This window comes from Kitasatospora sp. NPDC057015 (assembly GCF_042673745.1).
Classification (GTDB): domain Bacteria; phylum Actinomycetota; class Actinomycetes; order Streptomycetales; family Streptomycetaceae; genus Kitasatospora.
This window is the reverse complement of sequence record NZ_JBHUSG010000001.1, coordinates 394,052-410,413: the sequence shown is the minus strand read 5'-3', so window position 1 is coordinate 410,413 and position 16,362 is coordinate 394,052. Positions and strand designations below refer to the sequence as shown.

Here is a 16,362-nt window from a genome sequence, read left to right as displayed (position 1 = left end):
TCTTGGCGCAGAATCGACGACTGTAGCCCGGACCTGCGAAAATGGGGATTCGTCATGATCGACGTCATCGTTGCCGGCGGCGGACCGACCGGTCTGATGTTGGCCGCCGAACTGCGACTGCACGGTGTGCACGTGGTCGTGCTGGAGAGGTTGGCCGAACCGACCCTGCAGTCCCGCGGGCAGGGCCTGCACGCGCGCAGCGTCGAGCTGATGGACCAGCGCGGCGTCCTGGACCGGTTCCTCGCGGTCAGCGAGAAGTTCCAGGTCGGGGGTCTCTTCGGCGGCGTGATGAAGCCGTGGCCGGACCGCCTGGACACCGCACACCCGTACGGTCTCGCCGTGCCGCAGCCGGTCACCGAGCGGCTGCTCAACGAACGCGCCCTCGAACTCGGTGCCGAGATCCGGCGCGGCTGCGAACTGGTCGGGCTGAGCCAGTCCGATGACGGGGACGGGGCCGGGGTGACCGTCGAACTGGCGGACGGCACGCAGCTGCGCTCGCGCTACCTCGTCGGGTGCGACGGAGGCCGCAGCACCGTCCGCAGGCAGCTCGGCGTCGGCTTCCCCGGTGAGCCCGCCAGGGTCGAGACACTCCTGGGCGAGATGGAGATGGGTGAGGACCCGGCGACCGTCGCCGCCGTCTTCGCGGAGGTCCAGAAGACCCAGATGCGGTTCGGCGCCGTCCCGCAGCCGGACGGCACGTACCGCGTCATCGTGCCCGCGGACGGCGTGGCCGAGGACCGCGAGACCCCGCCGACCCTGGAGGACTTCAAGAAGCAGCTGCGGGCCTTCGCGGGCACCGACCTCGGCGTGCACTCGCCGCGCTGGCTGTCCCGGTTCGGCGATGCGACCCGGCAGGCCGAGCGGTACCGGGTCGGCCGGGTGCTGCTGGCCGGCGACGCCGCGCACATTCACCCGCCGACCGGCGGGCAGGGGCTCAACATGGGCGTGCAGGACGCGTTCAACCTCGGCTGGAAGCTCGCCGCCGAGGTGGCCGGCCGGGCGCCGGAGGGGCTGCTCGACAGCTACCAGGCCGAACGGCACCCGGTGGGCGCCCGCACGCTGGACAACACCCGCGCGCAGATGACGCTGCTGGGGAGCGACCCGGGCGCGACCGCGCTGCGGGCCCTGTTCTCGAAGCTGATGGACTTCGAGGAGGTGAACCGGTACGTCACCGGGATGATCACCGCGATCGACGTCCGTTACGACTTCGGCGAGGGCCACGAACTGCTCGGCCGGCGGATGCGCGACATCGGGTTGAAGCAGGGACGCCTCTACGAGCGGATGCACGGCGGCCGCGGGCTGCTCCTCGACCAGACCGGCCGGCTCTCGGTGGCGGGCTGGGCCGACCGGGTCGACCACGTCGTCGACGTCAGCGAGGAACTGGACGCGCCCGCCGTGCTGCTGCGCCCCGACGGGCACGTGGCCTGGGTCGGCGAGGACCGGCAGGAGCTGCTCGGCCACCTGGCGAAGTGGTTCGGCGCCGCCGCGAGCTGAGCGGACGGACGCGCAAGGCCCGGGTGGACGGATGACGGCCGTCCACCCGGGCGCCGCGGGACGGCGTGCCTGTCAGTGCACGCCGTGCGCGGCCCAGAAGTCGGCCCGGGCGAGGACCGCGGTGTCGCTCTGGTCGGTGAAGAAGCCGTCCACGCCGAGCTCGTAGAGGTACTTGCTCCAGCTGAGGGCGTCCCCGTACGCGGCCGGGTCGGTGCCGCGCCGGTGGTCGACGGGCAGGAAGCCGTTCTCGTTGCGCACGGTGTACGGGTGCAGCACCAGGCCCGCCCGGTGCGCGTCGGCCACCAGCGTGGTCGGCGGCTGCAGCTTGCCGGTGGAGTCCACCGGGGCGATCAGCTGGGTGGTCGGGCCGATGCCGTGCGCGAACCCGGCGATCCAGGCGAGGCCGGCGGGGGTGACCAGGTCGGCGACCTTGCGGGTGTCGCCGGCGAGGACGAAGTCGTACGGGCGGGAGGCCGCGTCGCCCAGCAGCTGGACCCGGGGGTTGTCGACCAGCTTGCCCAGCCGCTGGAGGCTGCTGGGCTCGAAGGACTGCAGGATCGCCCGTCCGCGCCTGCCCGCGAGACCGGCGCGGCGCAGCTCGGCCGCGAGGCGCTCCTCCAGCGGCAGGCCGATGGAACGGAAGTAGCTCGGGTGCTTGGTCTCGACGTACAGCCAGACGTCCCGACCGAGGCTGCGCGAACGCTTCTCGGCGAACTCGGCCACCTCGCGGAAGGTCGGGATCGGCCACCGGCCGTCGTAGAGCGTGTTGCGCTGGCGCTGCGCCGGGAGCCGCTCCTTGGCGCGCAGGGTGCGCAGCTCGGCGAGGGTGAAGTCCTCGGTGAACCAGCCGGTGAGGCTCTGGCCGTCGATCGTCCTGGTGGTCCGGCGGCCGGCGAACTCGGGGTGGTCCGCGACGTCGGTGGTCTCCGCGATGTTGTTCTCGTGCCGGACGACCAGCTGGCCGTCCTTGGTGGGCACGAGGTCCTGCTCGATGACGTCGGCGCCGAGCTGGAGGGCGAGTTCGTACGACCCGAGGGTGTGCTCGGGGCGGTAGCCGCTGGCGCCGCGGTGCCCGATCACCAGCGGGTGGGGGAGCCGGTCGAGGCCGGTCCCGGTGCGCACCGGCGGGGTGGTGCCGGCCGCGCGCTCGCTCTCCGCGCCGGTGCTTTCGGTCGGTGCGGCCGCGGCCTCGCCGGCGCTGCCGGCGGCCACCGCGACGGTGCCGAGCCCGACCGCGCCCGCCGCCCGCAGGAAGCCGCGGCGGGAGGAGCCCGCCGGGGCGGCCCCGTTCGCCGCCGCGCCGCCGTTCTCGGTGCCGTGGTCGCTCTGACTGCCGGTGCCACTGATCGGGCGGTCCGTCATGGATGCTCCCTGTCCGCGCTGTTGTCGGTGTCGCCCGCAGACTAGGAGGGCCGGGCGCTCGCCGGGTGGCCGTCCGACGAACGGCGGGAGAAGTTCGGCCGCCGCGGCGCGCACGGTCGCTTCGCACACCTCCGGCCGTCGGCCGCCCGGCTGCGCGCCGCCCGGGCCGGCGCGACCCGTCCGTGCGGTCGCGGTGACCGGCCGGTGAGGAGGTCAGCCGGTGGTCCGGCCGGTCAGCTCGTCGAGCAGGGCGCGGCCCTCGGGCCAGCTCCCGAGGCCGGAGGCGGCGTTGAGGTGCCCGTACGGGCCGAGCCCGACGTACCGGGAGCCCCAGCTGTCGGCGAACTGCCGCGAGCGCTCCGGGCTGCACCAGGGGTCGTCCGAGGCGGCGACCACCACACTGGGGAAGGGCAGCGGCGCGAGCTCCACCGGCCGGAAGCCGCTGAGTTCGGGGACCTCGGCCCGGTCGATGTCCGGCGGCGCCACCAGCAGGGCGGCCACCACCGGGGTGGGCCCCGCGTCCGGGGCGCGGTCGGCCGTGCGGTCGGCGAGGCGGGCGGCCCAGCGGGCGATCGTCGTGCAGCCGAGGCTGTGGGCGACCAGTACCAGCGGGCCCCGGTGCCCGGTGACGGCGCGGTGCAGGGTGTCGGTCCAGGCGTCCGGGTCGGGGTGCTCCCAGTCCTCCTGCTGGAGGCGGCGGAACGCGGGGTCCTCCCGCTCCCAGAGGCTCTGCCAGTGCTCGGGGTCGGAGTTCTGGTACCCGGGCAGGACGAGGTAGGAGGGCTGCTGACCCATTGTCGGGGGATCCTTCCTGGTGGCGGCTGTCGCGGGAGTCTACGGGGGCGCGTTGTTCCACTACCCGGCGCATCCGGTGGGCGACATGCTTCGAGTGATCCGGTGCGCCCTGTCGCGCGCCCGGTAGTGTGCGCAAGGTTGATCTCCGTCGCGGGCGGATCCCGTCCGTCCGCGCGTGAGCCCGTCCGACGGTCGATCATGGAGGTTTGCTCAGCGATGGCATCGAAGATCCTGCTTGTCACCGGTGACGCGGCGGAGTCCCTGGAGGTGTTCTACCCCTACCAGCGCTTGCAGGAGGAGGGCTACCAGGTCGACATCGCGGCGCCCGCCCGCAAGCGGCTCCAGTTCGTCGTCCACGACTTCGTGGACGGCTTCGACACCTACACCGAGAAGCCCGGGTACACCTGGCCCGCCGACCTCGCCTTCGACGAGGTGGACCCGGCCGACTACGTCGCGCTGGTCATCCCCGGCGGCCGGGCGCCCGAGTACCTGCGCAACAACACCGAACTCCAGCGGATCGTCACGCACTTCTTCGACACCGACAAGCCGGTCGCGCAGATCTGCCACGGCCCGCTGATCACGGCCGCCACCGGGGTGCTGGACGGCCGGCGCAGCGCCGCGTACCCCGCCCTGCAGCCGGACATCACGGCGGCCGGCGCCGAGTACGTGGACGGCGAGGCCGTGGTGGACGGCGTGGTCGTCTCGGCCCGCGCCTGGCCCGACCACCCGGCCTGGATCCGGGCGTTCGTCGAGGTGCTGCGCGTGAAGGCCCCGGTCACGGGGGTCTGACCCTGACGGCGGGGCCCCGGTGCCTGACAGCCCGGGCCCCGCTCCCCGGACCGTGTTCTCCTCCTACGCTCCGCGCGCCCCGGACGGTGCGGCGACCTGCCGCCGGGCCCCCGGCCGGCCGGTGCGATCATGGCCGCACCGGTCGAAGCAGGAGGACGAGACATGGCAGAGCCGCTGATCGCCGCGGTGGCGGGACTGACCCCCGCACTGGACCCCTCGGTGTTCGTCGCCCCGGGCGCGGTGGTGGTCGGCGCGGTGACCGTCGCCGCCGACGTGAGCATCTGGTACGGCGCCGTGCTGCGGGGTGACTCGGGCCCCATCACGGTGGGCGCCGGCACCAACATCCAGGACAACTGCACCCTGCACGCCGACCCGGGGTTCCCGCTCCTGCTCGGCGAGCGGATCTCGGTCGGCCACAACGCGGTGCTGCACGGCTGCACGGTGGAGGACGACGTCCTGGTGGGCATGGGCGCCTCGGTGCTGAACGGCGCCCGGATCGGCGCCGGGTCGCTGGTGGCCGCCGGGGCGGTGGTGCCGCAGGGCATGGTGGTCCCGCCCGGTTCGCTGGTCGCCGGGGTCCCCGCGAAGGTCCGGCGGGAGCTCCGCGAGGACGAACGCGCGGGGATCAGCGCCAACGGGGAGGGCTACCGGCTGCTCGCCGACGCCCATCGCGGGATCGAGCCGCTCGGTCACTGAATTCGAGCCGCTCGGTCGCTGAAGACAGCGGCCCCCGGCGCCCGCGGACGGTGTGCGGGCGCCGGGGGCCGCTGCCCGGCCGACGCGTTCGTACGCTCGGAGCCCTGCTCCGGACGATCGGTCGGGCGGCCGGACGATCAGCCGGGCAGTCCGACCGCGGGCTCGGCCGGCCCGCCCGTGACCACCTCGCCACCGGCCGCCCGGTCCGCGCCGGCCAGCCGGTCCGAGGCGGCCGCCGCGTCCGCACCGGACGGCTCGCGCCGCCGCCGGTCGGCCGTCCAGGCGAGTACGGCGATCAGCGCGCCGATCGCGGCCAGCCCGGCGCCCACCAGCGGGGGCGCGGTCCACCCGAGACCGGCGTCGATCGCCAGCCCGCCGAAGAACGCCCCCTGCGCGTTCGCCAGGTTGAACGCACCCTGGACGGTGGCGGAGGCGAGGGTCGGTGCGTTGCGCGCCTGCTGGAGCACCAGGGTCTGCACGCCCGGCACGATGGCGAAGCCGAACAGGCCCACCAGGACGACCGTGAGCGCCGCCGACCACTCGGCCCGGGCGGTCACCGAGAACATGGCCAGGGTGAGGGCGAGCAGGACGAACGAGGCGCAGATGCTGGCCCGTAGCGCCCGGTCCGCCGCGTAGCCGCCGACGACGTTGCCGATGGTCATGCCGATGCCGAAGAGCGCCAGCACCGCCGTCACCGAGCCGGTCGCGAACCCGGAGACCTCGGTGAGCAGCGGCGTGATGTAGCTGTAGCAGGCGAAGAAGCCGCCGCACCCGAAGACGACGGTGCCGAGGGCCAGCCACAGCTGACCGCTGCGGAACGCCGTCAGTTCGTGGCGCAGCCCGGCCCGCTCGGGGGCGGGCAGGTGCGGGACGAGCCGGGCGATGGCCAGCGAGCCGGCCGCGCCGATCGCGACCACCACCAGCATGGTGGCCCGCCAGCCCAGGTGCTGGCCGAGCAGGGTCGCGGCCGGCACCCCGACCACGTTGGCGAGGGTGAGCCCGGAGAACATCACGGCCACCGCCCGGGCCCGCAGGTGCGGGGCGGCCAGTTCGGCGGCCGCCACGGCGCCCGCGCCGAAGAAGGCGCCGTGCGGAAGCCCGGTGATCAGCCGGGCCGCGGCGAGCAGCCAGAAGTTCGGCGCGAGCGCGCAGAGCAGGTTGCCCGCGGTGAAGAGCACCGCCAGCCCGACCAGGACGGACTTGCGGGGCAGCCGGGCGGCGGCGGCCGTGAGCAACGGCGCGCCGATCACCACGCCGATCGCGTAGGCGGAGATCAGCCAGCCGGCCTGCGGGATGGAGACCTGGAGGTCGTCCGCGACCTGGGGCAGCAGCCCCATGGCGGCGAACTCGGTGGTGCCGATGGCGAAGGCGGTGATGGCCAGTGCGACGAGCGCCAGTGGCATGGAGGGCTCCGGGGTGACGCCCGGTCACGGGCGGATGAGGGCTCCGGCAACACTGACGGAAGCGGTTCTGGGGCGGGGCTGGGCCAGGTGTACCCGGCCCACGTGCCCGGCGGGCGGGTGTGGGCCGAACGGCGGCGGAACGGACGCGGACGGGACGGGCGGCAGAGGCGGAGGGAACGGGGGGCGCGGCGGAGCCGGTGGGGCGCGGGCGACGGTGGCGGGCGACCGGACGTGGGCCGGCCCCGTCGTTTTGTTCGTCCAGAATCCTAATACGCGTCCCGGTTTGCCCCGGTGCCGGGTCGGCCGTTGCGGGCGGGCCCCGCGGCCACTCCGTGCGCCCGCGCGGGAGCCTGGTCCGTCCGCGCCCCGCCGCGCATCCCCCGCGCCCCGCCGTGCTTCCGCCGCGCGCTGCCCGCTGGACCCGTGTCCCGCAACGGCTCTGCCAGGGCCGCTCGCTCTCGGGCCGGCCGCGCGCGAGACTGGGGGCATGTGTCGAAGCATCAAGACGTTGAGGCCGCCCGTCACGCCCGAGGTCCACGACGAGGACATCGTCGCGGCCGCTCTGCAGTACGTACGCAAGGTGTCCGGGTTCCGGGCGCCCGCCGCCCACAACCGCGAGGCCTTCGACCGGGCGGTGGAGGCGGTGGCCGACGCCACCGCCCGGCTGCTCGCCGAACTGGAGGTGCGCGGCGCTCCCCGCCGTGCGGAGGAGACGGTGTAGGCGGATCCTGGCGGGGTGCACGAGGAGGTTGTTCATGAGCGACGAGAAGCGGTACGCCCTGACTTTCCCCGGTACGCCTGGCACCCAGGCCCCGCAGGACGTGGTGATCGTGTCCTGGACCAGTACCACCGGCCCCGGCGGCCATCCCGTGTACGAGGACGCCTCGGGCATCGTCCGGGCCGAGATCAGCGACTCCGGCGAGGTCCGGATGCTCGCCTCGGGCGGCCACCAGTCCCCGCACCTGCCGGTGCACGCGGAGCCACTGCCGCCGTCCTGACCCCGCCCGCCCCACCCCTGTGACCGATCCCGGTCCCCTCCGGCCCCGACTCCCTCCGACCCCGACTCCCGCTGACCCCGGCTCCCTCGCGCAGGGCGGTGCCGGGCGGTTCGCCGCCCGGCACCGCCCTCTGTCGGGCTCCGGCGTTCCCGCCTCGCGGCCGACCGCCGTGGGGCAGAATCGGTGCATGACGACAGCGCGTTGGCAGGGCACGATCATCGCCGAGAGCGACGACACCACCGTCGTCGAGGGCAACCACTACTTCCCGCTGGACTCCGTGCGCGCGGAGTACCTGCGCGCCTCCGGGACGACCACGGTCTGCTCGTGGAAAGGCACGGCCGGCTACTACACCCTCGACGTCGACGGGCTGACCAACCCGGACGCCGCCTGGTTCTACGCCGATCCGACGCCGGAGGCGGCGCACGTCCGCGACCGGGTGGCGTTCTGGCGCGGTGTGGAGATCAGCGACTGACGTCGGTGAGCGGGTTCGGCGACCTGCGTCGGCGACCGACTTCAGCGACTGAGCGCCGGACCGGCCCGTCACCACCCGCCGTCACCCGACGTCACCCCGCCACCGCCCCCGGCCGAGCGGGTGGTCACGCGCGGTCGCGGGCGCCCTCCAGGCGTGCCCGGGCACCGCTTCGGGTAGTCGCAGTGCATGGCACTTTTCAGGAAGCCCAAGCCGGCCGACGAGCCGGACGACAGTCCGGCCGCCTCCGGCGAACCGACGCCCGGCGGGCCGGCCGACCCCGGCGGTGAGGCGCCCGGCCGGCTGGCCGAGGACCTCGCCGAGCTGGTCGAGGGCATGGAGCGCGCACCGCTGGGCGTGGCCCCGGAGGAGGCGGCGGCGCCCGGCCGGGAGCTGACGACCGCCGGCGGTCCGGCCGACGAGACCGCGATGGCGCGGAGCTGGGAGCGCGGACGCGGGCGGGCCGGCCGGCTGGTCGTCGGCGTGGCCAGGCAGCTCGGCCGCGGCGGCCGGCTGGCGGTGAAGGGTGCCGGAGTCGGCGGTCGCGCCCTCACGGAGCGACTGCTGGTGGCGGCGCCGCGCATCCCGGTGCGCAACCTCAGGACCCTCCGGGGTCAGCATCCGGACATGTCCGACCCGGAGCGGCTCGCCGACCTGCTGACGGTGGGCGCCTGCCGCGCCTCCGGTGCGCTCGGCGCGGGCGTGGGGGCGGCCGCGATGCTTCCCGTCCCGCCCGCGATGGCGGTGGAGATCGCCGCCGAGACCCTCGCCGTGGCGGCCGTCGAGGTGAAGCTGATCGCCGAGCTCCACGAGGTGTACGGCGTGCCCGCACCCGGCAACACCTCCCAGCGGGCCGGCGCCTACGTCGCGGCCTGGGCGAACCGGCGCGGGATCGACGCGACGCTCCTGGTCAAGCCCGCCGGGCTGGCCGCGATGGCGGTCGGCAGCGAGGTGCGCCAGCGGCTGCGCAAGCGGCTCACCCGCAGCTCGCTGCGCCGGCTGCCCTCGCTGGTGCCGCTGATGATCGGGGCCGGTATCGGCGCGCAGATCAACCGCCGGGACACCGCCAAGCTGGCCAAGCAGGTCCGGGCGGACCTGCGCGGCCGCAAGCCCCTCGACCCTGGCTACTGGACGGCGGCGGCCCCCGGCCCCGCCGCGGGCGGGACCGGGGGCCGGGACCGGCGCCGCTGACCGCGCGGCCGGCCCGACGCCGCCTCAGCCCGCCCGCTCCTCCCGCGGGGCACCGGCGACCGCGGGCACCCCTGCCGCCGGGGTCGCCGCCACCCCCGGGGGCACTGCTCCCGCCGGGGTCACTGCGCCTGCGCCTGCGGTGCGTGCGCGCCGTGACCGGCCTTGGTGGCGACCACCATCGCCTGGTGGACGCTGCGGGCGGTCGTCTCGTCGGCGGCCGGCACGGGACTGCCGACCACCGTGTACCAGTCGAGCGCGCCGGTGTACTGCACGGTCAGCCGGGCCTCGCCGTCCACCCAGGTGGTGTGCACGGTGAGGTCGCCGGAGATCGGGCCGACCTCGGCCGTCTCCACCCCGCCGGGGCCGCTGATGATGCTCTGGGTGGTCCAGGTCGCCCAGGTGTTCACGAGACCTCACCGCCCCGGTCCGCCTGGCCGGCCCCGGGCGCGACCCGGTCGGCCGCGCCGGTGCACCGCTCCGGTCGTCCGCGGCCCGGTCCGAGCGGCCCGCGACCCGCCGCCCGGCCGCTCGCGGCGCTGGGCGGCCCCGCCACGGCGCTCAGGACAGCCCCTCCGTCTCCTCGTAGGTGTCGCCCTCGGCCTGTGACGTCTCCTGTGCGTGCAGGTTCTGCATCGAGGTGATGCCCTCCTCCGGGTCCGCCGCGCGGACGTCCTCGTCCTGGTCGCTGCTCACCTGTGACCGTGCGCTCATGTCCGACATCGCGAACTCCCTCGCCTCGGCCGGCCGGGGCCGGCCGTCGCTGCGAACGGTCGCCGGGCCGGGTCTCTGCCTCCCTCCAGCGTGCCCCGGCCCCGGCGTCAGGGCCAACCGGGTTCACCAGGCCACCGGCAGCGCGTCGAGGCCGTAGACGACGGAGTCGCCGCGGAAGACCAGTTCGTCCTCCGGCACGGTGACCCGCAGACCGGGGAGCCGGCGCAGCAGGGTCTCCAGCGCGATCTGCAGCTCGGCGCGGGCCAGCGGCTGCCCCAGGCACTGGTGGACTCCGAAGCCGAAGGCGAGGTGCCGGCGGGCGTCCCGGGTCACGTCCAGCTCCGCGCCGGCGCCGAACAGCTCCTCGTCCCGGTTGGCGGTCGACAGCAGGGCGATCACACCCTCGCCGGCCCCGATCGGGGTGCCGCCGAGCTCGACGTCCTCGGTGGTGACCCTGGGCAGTCCGGACTGCACGATGGTCAGGTAGCGCAGGAGCTCCTCGACGGCTCCGCGGACGAGGCCGGGATCGGCCCGCAGCCGGTCGGCCTGCGCCGGCCGGCGCAGCAGGGCGAGGGTGGAGAGCGCGGTCATGTTGGCGGTGGTCTCGTGCCCGGCGACGAGCAGCAGCAGGCCGGTGGCGGCGGTCTCGGCGAGGCTGAGGTCCGTACGGGCGGCGAGCCGGCTCAGCATGTCGTCGGCGGGGTGCCGGCGCCGGTGGGCGGCCAGGTCCGTCAGGTAGCCGGTCAGCGCGTGCTGGGCCTCCCCGGCCTCGGCCGGGGTGGTGCGGTTGTCGAGCAGCGTCCGGCTCCGCGCCTGGAACATCTCGTGGTCCTCGTACGGGACCCCCAGCAGCAGGCAGATGACGAGCGAGGGCACCGGAAGGGCGAAGTCGGCGACCAGGTCGGCGCTCGTGCCGCGGGCCGTCATCCGGTCGACGGCCTCGTCGACGATGCGCTGGATGCCGGGGCGCATCGCGTCGATCCGGTGGACCAGGAAGTCCTTGGTGACCATCCGCCGCAGCCGGGCGTGCTCGGGGTCGTCCAGCCGGATGAAGCTCGGGTTGGCGGTGGCCAGCGCCCGGCGGCCGGGGGTGAGGAAGGGGAAGGCGGGGTGCCGCGCGTCGGCGCTGAAGCGCGGGTCGGACAGGACGGTGCGGACCTCCTGGTAGCCGGTCACGAGCCAGCAGGACGTTCCGTCGGCCAGTTCCGCCGGGGTGACGGACCCCTGGCGGGCGGCCCGGTCGTAGGCGGGCGGCGGGTCGAAGGGGCAGCCGCCGTGGGCGGCGGGCAGGGTGAGGACGGGCGCGGTGGGTGTGGTGGTCACGATGAGTCCTTCCGGGGTGGTGCCGGTCGGTTCGAGGCCGTGCGCGGGGTCGGCGGGGCCTGCCGACCCCCCGGGCCCGGTGGAGGTCGCGGTGCCCCTACGCCTCGCGGACGGTGATGGCGCCGCCCGGGCAGAGGGCGGCGGCCAGCCGGACGTCGGGATACCGGGCGGGATCCGGCTGCTCCCGGCGGAGCACCACCAGTCCGTCGTCGTCGCTCTGCTCGAACACCTCGGGTGCGGTCAGGACGCACTGGCCCGAGCTGCAGCAGCGGTCCTGATCGAGGATCACCTGCATGCGGAACACCTCCGTGGTACGGCGGCGGGCGGTGGGGAGCCGCTCGCCGCTGCCGTCCTGCCAAGCTAGCCGCCGCTGTGTCGCACACGAATGGTGCGGAGCCGAATGGCCCGAGAATGGCCGATAAAGGGGGGTTCGGGGCCGCCGGGCCACGCTTCGGGCCGGCGGCCCGGCCGGTGACGCCGGATCAGCCGTCGAGGCCGGCGGCCCCGGCGAGGGAGCGGACGGCGGCCAGGGTGTCCGCCTCGGCGGCCGGTTTGTCCGTGCGGTAGCGCACCACCCGGGCGAAGCGCAGGGCCAGCCCGGCCGGGTAGCGGGAGCTGCGCTGCAGCCCGTCGAAGGCGGTCTCCACGACCAGTTCGGGCCTGACCCGCACGGTGTGGGCGTCCCGGTCGACCTCCCGGGCCAGCAACCGGGCGGTCTGCCAGGCCAGCATCTCGTCGGTGAGGCCCTTGAAGGTCTTGCCGAGCATCACCCACGGCCCGAGCCCGGGCTCGTCCGCCGCCCGGGCTCCCAGGTGCAGGTTGCTCAGGAACCCGCGGCGGCGCCCGCTGCCCCACTCGGCCGCCAGCACCACCAGGTCCAGGGTGTGGTGCGGTTTGACCTTGATCCAGCCGGCCCCGCGGCGGCCCGCCGCGTACGGCGCCTCCAGGTCCTTGACCAGCACGCCTTCGTGCCCGCGCGCCAGTACCCCGCGGAAGAAGGCCTCGGCGTCCGCCGGATCCGCCGGTTCCGCCGCCGGTACCCGCAGCTCCGCCGGGACGGCCTCCAGCAGGCCGGACCGGCGTCGGCGGGCCGGCAGGTCCACCAGGTCCTCGCCGTCGAGGTGCAGCAGGTCGAAGAAGAAGGCGTGCAGCGGCACCTCGGCGCGCAGCCGGGCCGGATCCTGCCGGGAGGCCGCCCGGGCGGCCGTCACCTGGAACGGGCGCGGGCGTCCGTCGGGGGCGAGCGCGATGGCCTCGCCGTCCAGGACGGCGGTGCGGACGGGGAGCGACCTGACCGCCTCCACCACCTCGGGGAGCCGGCCGGTGACGTCGTCCAGGCTCCGGGTGAACACCGCGACCTCGTCCCCGTCCCGGTGCACCTGGATCCGGATGCCGTCCAGCTTCCACTCCAGCGCGGCCGGTCCGGTGCGGGCCAGGGCGGTGGAGACGTCCGGTGCGGAGGCCGCCAGCATCGGCCGGACCGGGCGGCCCACTTCGAGCCGGAAGGCGGCCAGTGCGGGAACGCCCCCGTCCAGCGCCGCCCGCGCGACCGCGCGGGCCGAGCCGCGGAACATCAGCGCGCGCCGGACGGCCGCCCCCGGTACGTCGGCGGCGCGGGCGACGGCGTCCGCCATCACCGCGTCCAGTGCGCCCTGCCGCAGTTCCCCGGCCAGGACGGCGCGCAGGAAGGTCTGCTCACCCTCGGTGGCGCGGCCGAACAGGTCGTCCAGCAGGCGCTGCCGCTCGGCCCGGGCGCCGCGGCCGTGCACGGCGGCGAGCCGGACCAGGAGCCGTTCGGTCTCCGCCACCCCGAGGGCGGTCTCCGGCGCCGGATCCGCTGCCGGCTCCGGGAGGGAGCGCAGCGCGGCCGGACCGACGCCGATCCGCAGCCGCTGCGACTCCCCGGAGAGCAGGGCGACGGCGGCGGGGACCTCCTCGGGGTCCAGCGCGCGGAGGCAGTCGGCCAGCAGGGCGACCTTGGCGGTGCGGGACGGCTCGGCGGCGACCTCCCGCGAGGTGCGGGCGAGATCCCGGAGCAGCATGCGGGCTCCTCCGTCCGGTCGGTGGTCTCCGTCCAGCATGGACCCGTCGGCCCCGGCGGGCGGGAGCGAGGCCCTCGCCCGCCGCGGCCGCCGGCCGGTAGCCGCCGACCGGGACGGTCAGCCGCGGAGCGTGTCCGGGCCGAGCGCCGACGTGCCCTCGGCGGCGACGGTGCCGGCTTCCCCCGTCACCGTGTCGAGGACGGAGTTGGCGGTCTGCGGGCCGGTCGTACCGGCGCCCTGGTCCGGCGTCCCGGCGTGCGCGCTGGGGGCGAGGAGGGAGGCGACGACTCCGGCGGCCAGTGAGGCGACGGCGAGCATGCTGCGCTTCTTCATGGCCGGTCCAACGATCGCACCGGGCCGGAGGTCACGGTCTGCCCCGGCCCGGTGCGGCCGGGCCGAGGCTCAGTACCGCTGGGCCTTGGCGACCCGGGGCGTCGCCGCCAGCCCCTCGTCACGGCCGCCGAAGGCGACCGGGGAGGCCTTGGCGCCTGGCTGGAGGTCGACGGCGCCGACCACGGTGCTGTCGACCACGGTGCCGGAGGAGTCCACGAACTCGACCTGGACGGCGTAGGAGGCCGCGGCGGCGGTGCTGTTGGTGATCGTCACCACCGCGGCCCGGCGGCCCCCGGACTGGGCGGTCGGCACACCCGTCAGGGTGACGTCCGAGATCGCGTTGCCGGTGCCGGTCACGCCGGCGAGGGCGGCCGAGGCGGAGGCGTTGGCCCGCGAGACCTCGGCGGAGACCGAGGACTCGAAGGCGGAGGCGCGGACGGAGGCGGCCGAGGCCAGGGCGGAGGCCGAGGAGAGCAGCGCGGAGGGCAGCAGCGAGGACGGCGGAGTGCCCTGGACGGTGGGGCGGTTCGGGGAGGCTGCGCCGGAGGTGTCGGAGCTGCTGCCGCAGGCCGCCACGGTGCCGGCGGTGACCGCCAGCAGGGCGGTCACCGCGGTGATCCGCAGCGGGCTCAGCCGGTGGGTTCGATGGGTCGTGCGGCCGCCGGTCTTCGTCACGTGGGCGCTCCTGGGTCGCGTCGGGGTGCATCGCGTCGGAGGGGCCTGGTCGCCCCGCTCCTCCCAGGCTGCCGCCGATCGCGGACGGCCGCGCGGCCGCCCCGGCCGTTCGGGTGGCTCCGGCGCTCAGCGAAATATCTACCGTGATTTACCTATTTGCCCGAATAGCGACACCCGGTTCGGGGGAGGACTGCCAGGGACACTCCTCAGAAGAAGGGCGCCTCATGCACTCTGCCGAGCTCACGCCGTCCGTCCTTGCCGAGCTCCGCCGGCTGCGCCGCTATCCGGCGGTCTCCGTGGTGATGCCGACCCACCGCAGCGAGCCCGACAACGCCCAGGACCCGGTCCGGCTGCGCAACCTGGTCGCGGAGGCGAAGAACCGGCTGCACGCCGACGAGGCCGTCTCCCGGGCCGACCGGCTGGACGTGGTCGAGCAGCTCGACCGGGCCGTCGCCGAGGTCGACCTGGTGCACGCCGAGGACGGCCTGCTGATCTTCGCCGCCCCGGGCGAGCACCAGGTCTGGTCGCTCCCGCGCAGCGTGCCCGAGCGGGTGGTCTTCTCCGACACCTTCCTGACCCGCAACCTGGTCGCCACCCATGCCGCCGCCGCGCCCTCCTGGGTGCTCACCGTCTCGGCCGAGCGCGCCGCACTGTTCGGCGGCGCCGGCGACCGGCTGGCCGAGGCCGTCGGCCGGGGCTTCCCGGTGGAGCTCCGGCCGGACCTGCCGGACGTCGAGCGCAAGGAGCGGATCGGCGACGTGCCGAGCACCTTCCGCGACGAACAGACCAGGCACTACCTGCGCGAGGCCGACGCCGCCCTCGCCGCCGTCCTGGAGGCCGAGCCGCGCCCGCTGTACGTGCTGGGCGAGGCGGCGGCGCTCGCCGAGCTGGACGAGGTCGGGACGGCGGCGAAGGCGGCGGTGGCCCGGGTGACCCGCGGCGGGCTCGGCCGGGCCTCGGCCGCCGTGGTGCGCGAGGCGGTGGCCGGCGCCGCCGCGGAGCAGGCCGTCCGGGCGGTGGCCCAGGCGAAGGAGCGGCTGGAGCAGGCGCTGGGCGTCAAGTCGCTGGCGGCCGGCATCGACGAGGTCTGGCAGAGCGTGGCCGAGGGCCGGGCCGCCCTGGTGGTGCTGGAGGAGGACTACTGGGAGCCGGTCCGGGTGACCGACAACCACCTGGTGCCGGCGCCGGCGGGCGAGTCCGACGTCCGTGAGGACATGGTCGACGAGATCGTCGAGCGGGCGCTGGACACGGGGGCGCAGGTGGAGTTCGTGCCCAACGGGGAGCTGACCGGCCACGGCCGGATCGCGGCGGTCCTGCGGTACTGAGCGGGCCTCCGTGCGGTACTGAGCCGGCCGCCGCGGCCCTGGGCCGCGGCGGCCGGCTTCACGGGATGCGTACGGACGAGCCCTACCCGGGCTTCCTACTCTCCGGTAACCTGGCGGCTCCGCTTCGCCACGGCCACCCCGGAGGTACCCCGTGTCATCGTCCCGCCCGTCCGCCGGCCGGGCCGCGCGCCCGCTGGCCGCCCTGCTGCTGCTGGCCGGGGTGGCCCACTTCGCCCGGCCCGGCACCTTCGACGCGATCGTCCCCCGCTCGCTGCCCGGCGAGCCGCGGACCTGGACGTACGCCAGCGGCGTCGCCGAACTCGCGATCGGGACGGCGGTCGCCGTACCGCGCACCCGCAGGATCGGCGCGCTCGCCGCGGCCGGCTTCTTCGTCGCCGTGCTCCCCGGGAACGTGAAGATGGCGATGGACTGGCGGCGCCGGCCGACGCCGTACCGCCAGGGGGCCTGGGCCCGGGTGCCGCTGCAGATCCCGCTGGTCTGGTGGGCCCTCAAGGTCGGCCGCAAGGCCTGACGGCGCAAGGCCCGGCCCGGACCCGAGTCGCCCGAACGGGACGGGAGGTGGACGTCCCGCCCGCCGTCCGGGGCAGAGCCGGTCGACGGGCGGGCCGTGCGACCACGATGCGGTCCGGAGGCCGGCCCCGGCAGCGGCGCGCGGACGGCGCGGCGCAGCACGGGCCGGGCGTACACGCGGCGTACGGCGTACGGCGTGTCCGGGCCGGGGCGGTCGGAGGGTGA

Annotated in this window: 19 protein-coding genes; 9 read left to right on the top strand and 10 right to left on the bottom strand. The window is 75.6% G+C overall.

Going from position 1 to position 16,362, the window contains the following annotated elements:
* Positions 1-54 precede the first annotated feature (54 nt).
* A complete protein-coding gene (gene rox / locus ACFTWP_RS01815; RefSeq protein ID WP_380261534.1) occupies positions 55-1,494 on the top strand; it encodes a rifampin monooxygenase in 1,440 nt (479 codons plus the stop codon).
* Positions 1,495-1,566: 72 nt separating this feature from the next.
* On the opposite strand, the gene ACFTWP_RS01810 is transcribed toward rox, so the two are convergent.
* On the bottom strand, positions 1,567-2,856 hold the full coding sequence (locus ACFTWP_RS01810) for a glycerophosphodiester phosphodiesterase (RefSeq protein WP_380261532.1): 1,290 nt from the start codon (positions 2,854-2,856) through the stop codon (positions 1,567-1,569).
* Positions 2,857-3,069: 213 nt separating this feature from the next.
* A complete protein-coding gene (locus ACFTWP_RS01805) occupies positions 3,070-3,651 on the bottom strand; it encodes an RBBP9/YdeN family alpha/beta hydrolase (RefSeq protein WP_380261530.1) in 582 nt (193 codons plus the stop codon).
* Between the two features lie 216 nt (positions 3,652-3,867).
* On the opposite strand from ACFTWP_RS01805, the gene ACFTWP_RS01800 reads away from it, so the two are divergent.
* Both ACFTWP_RS01800 and ACFTWP_RS01795 read left to right on the top strand, forming a co-directional pair.
* Positions 3,868-4,440, top strand: a complete 573-nt coding sequence (locus ACFTWP_RS01800) for a DJ-1/PfpI family protein (protein ID WP_380261528.1) — start codon at positions 3,868-3,870, stop codon at positions 4,438-4,440.
* 162 nt (positions 4,441-4,602) lie between these two features.
* Positions 4,603-5,136, top strand: a complete 534-nt coding sequence (locus tag ACFTWP_RS01795) for a gamma carbonic anhydrase family protein (RefSeq protein ID WP_380261526.1) — start codon at positions 4,603-4,605, stop codon at positions 5,134-5,136.
* A 137-nt stretch (positions 5,137-5,273) separates the two neighbouring features.
* On the opposite strand, the gene ACFTWP_RS01790 is transcribed toward ACFTWP_RS01795, so the two are convergent.
* Positions 5,274-6,539 carry an MFS transporter gene (locus ACFTWP_RS01790; protein WP_380261524.1) on the bottom strand — a complete coding sequence of 422 codons (1,266 nt, stop codon included), beginning with the start codon at positions 6,537-6,539 and terminating at the stop codon, positions 5,274-5,276.
* A 487-nt stretch (positions 6,540-7,026) separates the two neighbouring features.
* Between ACFTWP_RS01790 and ACFTWP_RS01785 the strand changes: the two genes are divergently transcribed.
* The 4 genes from ACFTWP_RS01785 (at position 7,027) to ACFTWP_RS01770 (ending at position 9,197) form a co-directional block, all read left to right on the top strand.
* Entirely contained in the window at positions 7,027-7,260 is a 234-nt protein-coding gene (locus ACFTWP_RS01785; protein WP_380261522.1) for a DUF2277 domain-containing protein, read from the top strand.
* Between the two features lie 34 nt (positions 7,261-7,294).
* Positions 7,295-7,537: a DUF6296 family protein gene (locus ACFTWP_RS01780; protein ID WP_380261520.1), complete on the top strand. Its 243-nt coding sequence runs from the start codon at positions 7,295-7,297 to the stop codon at positions 7,535-7,537.
* 187 nt (positions 7,538-7,724) lie between these two features.
* On the top strand, positions 7,725-8,009 hold the full coding sequence (locus tag ACFTWP_RS01775; RefSeq protein ID WP_380261518.1) for a DUF427 domain-containing protein: 285 nt from the start codon (positions 7,725-7,727) through the stop codon (positions 8,007-8,009).
* A 186-nt stretch (positions 8,010-8,195) separates the two neighbouring features.
* Positions 8,196-9,197 (top strand): hypothetical protein, encoded by a 1,002-nt coding sequence (locus ACFTWP_RS01770; protein ID WP_380261516.1) that lies wholly within the window; start codon positions 8,196-8,198, stop codon positions 9,195-9,197.
* Between the two features lie 119 nt (positions 9,198-9,316).
* On the opposite strand, the gene ACFTWP_RS01765 is transcribed toward ACFTWP_RS01770, so the two are convergent.
* The 7 genes from ACFTWP_RS01765 to ACFTWP_RS01735 form a co-directional block, all read right to left on the bottom strand.
* A complete protein-coding gene (locus ACFTWP_RS01765) occupies positions 9,317-9,604 on the bottom strand; it encodes a hypothetical protein (protein WP_380261514.1) in 288 nt (95 codons plus the stop codon).
* A 151-nt stretch (positions 9,605-9,755) separates the two neighbouring features.
* Entirely contained in the window at positions 9,756-9,917 is a 162-nt protein-coding gene (locus ACFTWP_RS01760) for a hypothetical protein (RefSeq protein WP_380261513.1), read from the bottom strand.
* A 114-nt stretch (positions 9,918-10,031) separates the two neighbouring features.
* Positions 10,032-11,234, bottom strand: coding sequence for a cytochrome P450 (locus ACFTWP_RS01755; protein ID WP_380261609.1), 1,203 nt, complete (start codon positions 11,232-11,234; stop codon positions 10,032-10,034).
* A 94-nt stretch (positions 11,235-11,328) separates the two neighbouring features.
* Complete coding sequence (locus tag ACFTWP_RS01750) at positions 11,329-11,526, bottom strand: ferredoxin (protein ID WP_380261511.1); 198 nt, start codon at positions 11,524-11,526, stop codon at positions 11,329-11,331.
* 187 nt (positions 11,527-11,713) lie between these two features.
* The gene (locus tag ACFTWP_RS01745; RefSeq protein ID WP_380261509.1) at positions 11,714-13,273 is read right to left on the bottom strand and encodes an ATP-dependent DNA ligase; all 1,560 of its coding nucleotides are present in this window, start codon (positions 13,271-13,273) and stop codon (positions 11,714-11,716) included.
* Between the two features lie 117 nt (positions 13,274-13,390).
* Positions 13,391-13,606, bottom strand: a complete 216-nt coding sequence (locus tag ACFTWP_RS01740; RefSeq protein ID WP_380261507.1) for a hypothetical protein — start codon at positions 13,604-13,606, stop codon at positions 13,391-13,393.
* 69 nt (positions 13,607-13,675) lie between these two features.
* A complete protein-coding gene (locus ACFTWP_RS01735; RefSeq protein WP_380261505.1) occupies positions 13,676-14,281 on the bottom strand; it encodes a hypothetical protein in 606 nt (201 codons plus the stop codon).
* Positions 14,282-14,505: 224 nt separating this feature from the next.
* Between ACFTWP_RS01735 and ACFTWP_RS01730 the strand changes: the two genes are divergently transcribed.
* Positions 14,506-15,606, top strand: a complete 1,101-nt coding sequence (locus tag ACFTWP_RS01730; protein ID WP_380261503.1) for a chemotaxis protein — start codon at positions 14,506-14,508, stop codon at positions 15,604-15,606.
* 151 nt (positions 15,607-15,757) lie between these two features.
* Complete coding sequence (locus ACFTWP_RS01725; RefSeq protein ID WP_380261501.1) at positions 15,758-16,138, top strand: hypothetical protein; 381 nt, start codon at positions 15,758-15,760, stop codon at positions 16,136-16,138.
* Positions 16,139-16,362: the final 224 nt, after the last annotated feature.